Annotated in this window: 3 protein-coding genes and 1 pseudogene; 1 reads left to right on the top strand and 3 read right to left on the bottom strand. The window is 64.7% G+C overall.

Annotation, left to right across the window (positions count from 1 at the left end; genetic code table 11):
- Nucleotides 1–364 (bottom strand): annotated as a pseudogene (locus tag ACRDUX_RS14015) (serine protease); the annotation flags it as partial.
- Nucleotides 365–666: 302 nt separating this feature from the next.
- Nucleotides 667–1,704 (bottom strand): cupin domain-containing protein, encoded by a 1,038-nt coding sequence (locus tag ACRDUX_RS14010; RefSeq protein WP_526414633.1) that lies wholly within the window; start codon nt 1,702–1,704, stop codon nt 667–669.
- 185 nt (nt 1,705–1,889) lie between these two features.
- Between ACRDUX_RS14010 and ACRDUX_RS14005 the strand changes: the two genes are divergently transcribed.
- Nucleotides 1,890–2,561: a GntR family transcriptional regulator gene (locus tag ACRDUX_RS14005; RefSeq protein WP_526414632.1), complete on the top strand. Its 672-nt coding sequence runs from the start codon at nt 1,890–1,892 to the stop codon at nt 2,559–2,561.
- Nucleotides 2,562–2,699: 138 nt separating this feature from the next.
- Here ACRDUX_RS14005 and ACRDUX_RS14000 read toward each other — a convergent pair.
- A partial coding sequence (locus ACRDUX_RS14000) for an aldo/keto reductase (RefSeq protein WP_526414631.1) occupies nt 2,700–3,126 on the bottom strand: 427 nt, incomplete at its 5' end.

Raw genomic sequence — 3,126 nt, 5'->3', positions numbered from 1 at the left:
AGGGCACGGTGTGGCCGTCGGCGAACCTGACTGCGGTGTGCGCTCCGCCGGGGGCGGTGCGGTTGGCCTCGACTGCGGCCGACACCACATGGTTATTGGTCATGATCAGCCCGTCGGCAGTCAAGATGATGCCCGAGCCCTGATCGCCCTCGTTGCCCAGATCTGTCTGCAATCGCACCACGCTGGGCAGCACCTCTGCGGCGATCTGCTCGATCGAGTCGGCAGGAAGGCTAGCCGCTGCCTGGGGCGCGGCGACCGGCCGGGGTGAGGCGACCGTAACCGTCGCCACGGTGCCGGGAGCGGAGCGGTATGGCTGCACAGCCAGTCCGGCGACGGCGCCGATGCCCGCAGACGTCAACGCCACCGCTAGTCCCGCGGCAACAAACGTGCCACCGCGAGAACGCCTGTGCTGCTTCCCATGTTTCGAGGTCGACCCGTCGGCGCCGAGAGCAGATTGACCCAGGGCGCCGTCGGCGTACTGCCGCTGAGCGGGGGGCCACTGGCGATGTCGCGGTTGGTGGAGATTCGGATTCGTGGGCGTGGCCATGGCTTCTAGAATCTCGTCTTTGGTGTCAGTTGTCGTCAGCACTGACGCCCACTAACACCTGCAGCTAGCAGGAAAACTGGGGTACCCGGCAGCCGCAATGACCGCGCAACTGAGCCAATTCACCGGCGGTCGGAAAAGCGGATGTCCAAGCTACGCAGGTACGTCTGCAGGCCGGCGTCCTGGATCGGAATCAGGTGTGCCGGGGCGCCCGACTCGTTGAAGTGCGCATGCCACAGACCCGGTGGCGTAACGAACGCACCGCCTGCCTCCCAGTCGACCCTGGTCGGGTTGACGATGTTGCCCCGCTCGTCCAACCGGGTGCCCAGCAGCGTGTAGCAGCCGGGCTCGGCATCGAGAATCAGGTCGAGCGCGACCGACTGGTGGCGGTGTGGGCGCTGTTCCTGATCCGGCGGCAGCAGACCGAACATCGCCCACAGCACGTGGGTGATCGTCAGCGTTTGCTCCTCTTCAGCATTGGCCAACAAGACGCTGACCCTGCTTCTGTCGTTTGCGTCCGGTCGCGAGGCGATCTCATCCAGCCGCGCCACTGCGTCAGCCCGGCGGAACTTCGTTGCGCGGAAACGGGGTTCGGTGGCGTCTGCGCCCAGATGGCGAAGCAACGGCTCGTCGTTCACCCAGTACAGTGCGGCGTCGGAACCGGAGTCGGCATGGAACGTGGCGCGGCTGTCGGCAGGCAGGGTCAAGAAGTCACCCTTCTCCCACCGCACGAGCCGACCGTTCACCGCCGAGAAACCCCGGCCGGAGATCACGTAGTAAAGCTGAGACGTGGCATTCGGGTTGGTGGCGATCCGCTCACCCGCACGGATCCGCATGAAGTTCGCCACCAGCGCCGGGCTCGTCGCCGGGCCGTCCGCGATGCCCAGTTCGCTCGACAAGTCCAACGGGATGATTCGGCTGGGCCCGTCGGCGTAGAGGTCTCGACTGAAGGCCTTGATCGGAACCTTCGACGTGTGCCCGGAGCCGATCGGGTTTGCGGCCTTGGAGTACTCGTAGTAGCGCGCATCCTCGGCCCAGTCCTCGAACCGCCCCTCGAATCCGTACTCGGCCACATTGGTCACCGGAGCCGCAATGGTCGGGTCCAACGCATCGCGCTCACCACCGACCTCCGTTGTCTCGAGATCTGTGTTGATTGACATTCACCTTCTCCATTCGTTCTATATAGATACAACTTGTATCTCAGTTAAGAATACCTCTGGTCCTTCACGGCGGGGAGTGAGAACACTCACCCGTCACGTTGCGAGCGGGGCGCCTGATGGGTTGGGCGGCAGGTACGCTCGGCGAGCACCTCTGGTATGCGACTGGGATCGAAGCGGAGGCCGTCGTGGCAGAAAGGGTCGCCCGCGGGAGCCGACTCGCGGCAAAGGACCGCGCGCTCGACTACGTCAAGGACCGAATCCTCACGGGCGCGTTCCCTGGTGGCGAGCTGATCAGCGAGGGCGAGGTCGCCGACGCGTTGGGCATGTCGCGTACACCAGTCAGGGAGGCTTTCCTGCGCCTGGAGGCCGAGGGATTGCTACGGCTGTATCCGCAGCGCGGTGCGCTGGTGGTCCCGGTCTCTCCAGGGGAGGTACGCGCGGTCATGGAGGCCCGGCTGGTCCTCGAACAGTTCGCCGCCGGGAAGGTCATCGGTCAATCGGCGGAGGCGCGCGCCGTGATGTTCGATCGGATGGCGACTGAACTCGCTCGACAGCGTCGGGCCCTCGGCGCGGTGGAGCTGCGCGAATTCTCGGATGCAGATCGGGCCTTCCACGCGATTCTGATCGAGGCCGCCGGCAACGACATTCTGCACGACGTGTACGGCTCGCTACGCGACCGCCAGATGCGCATGATCGGTGAATCCGCCGTTCGAGACCCCGCGAGGATTGAAACCATCCTTGCCGAACACACGCTGATCGCCGAAGCAGTGCGCGACGGCGAGCTGGACCGATCGCTCGACGCAATCAAGGCGCACCTCACGGGCACTGAACGAGCTCTGGGCTTCACGGCCCAATGACCGCTGCCTGCCGATTCGGCGCAACGACGAGGACGATGCGGCGCATCAGTCACGCTCCTGATTCGTCGGTCGGACTCTCTTCTCGATGCGGAACGTACGGCGGGACGAAGATGTAGTCGCCGGGCGCGCGATCGCTGATCACTTAGACGCTGGTATGTAGTCGAATTCGTCCGGGTTGGGGCCGATCCTCCCGGACTCGCCGTTGTCGAGGGCCGAGATCGCAAGCATGTCCGAGCCGTCCAGTTCGAAGTCGAACAACTCGAAGTTCGACTTCATTCGATCCAGCGACACCGACTTTGGGAAGACGATGTCCCCTCGCTCAACGTGCCAACGCAGCACGACTTGGGCCGGTGACTTGCCGACGTCGTTGGCGATTCGCTCGACGACCGGGTCACCGAGCACCTTGCCCTGAGCGATCGGTGACCACGCCTCGGTCGCGATGCCATGCTCCCGCCCGTAGGCCCGAACCTCTTCGTTTGCGAAGTAGGGATGGACCTCGACCTGATTCACAGCGGGCACCGTGACGGATTCCTTCGCGAGTCGGTCAAGGTGTGCCGGCTGGAAG

Source organism: Mycobacterium sp. (genome assembly GCF_050701675.1).
GTDB lineage: Bacteria > Actinomycetota > Actinomycetes > Mycobacteriales > Mycobacteriaceae > Mycobacterium.
This window is presented reverse-complemented; position numbering and strand designations above follow the sequence as displayed.

Excerpts from the sequence above, each read along its gene's own strand:
- ACRDUX_RS14010 (WP_526414633.1), bottom strand. The coding sequence starts at position 1,704 with ATGTCAATCAACACAGATCTCGAGACAACGGAGGTCGGTGGTGAGCGC.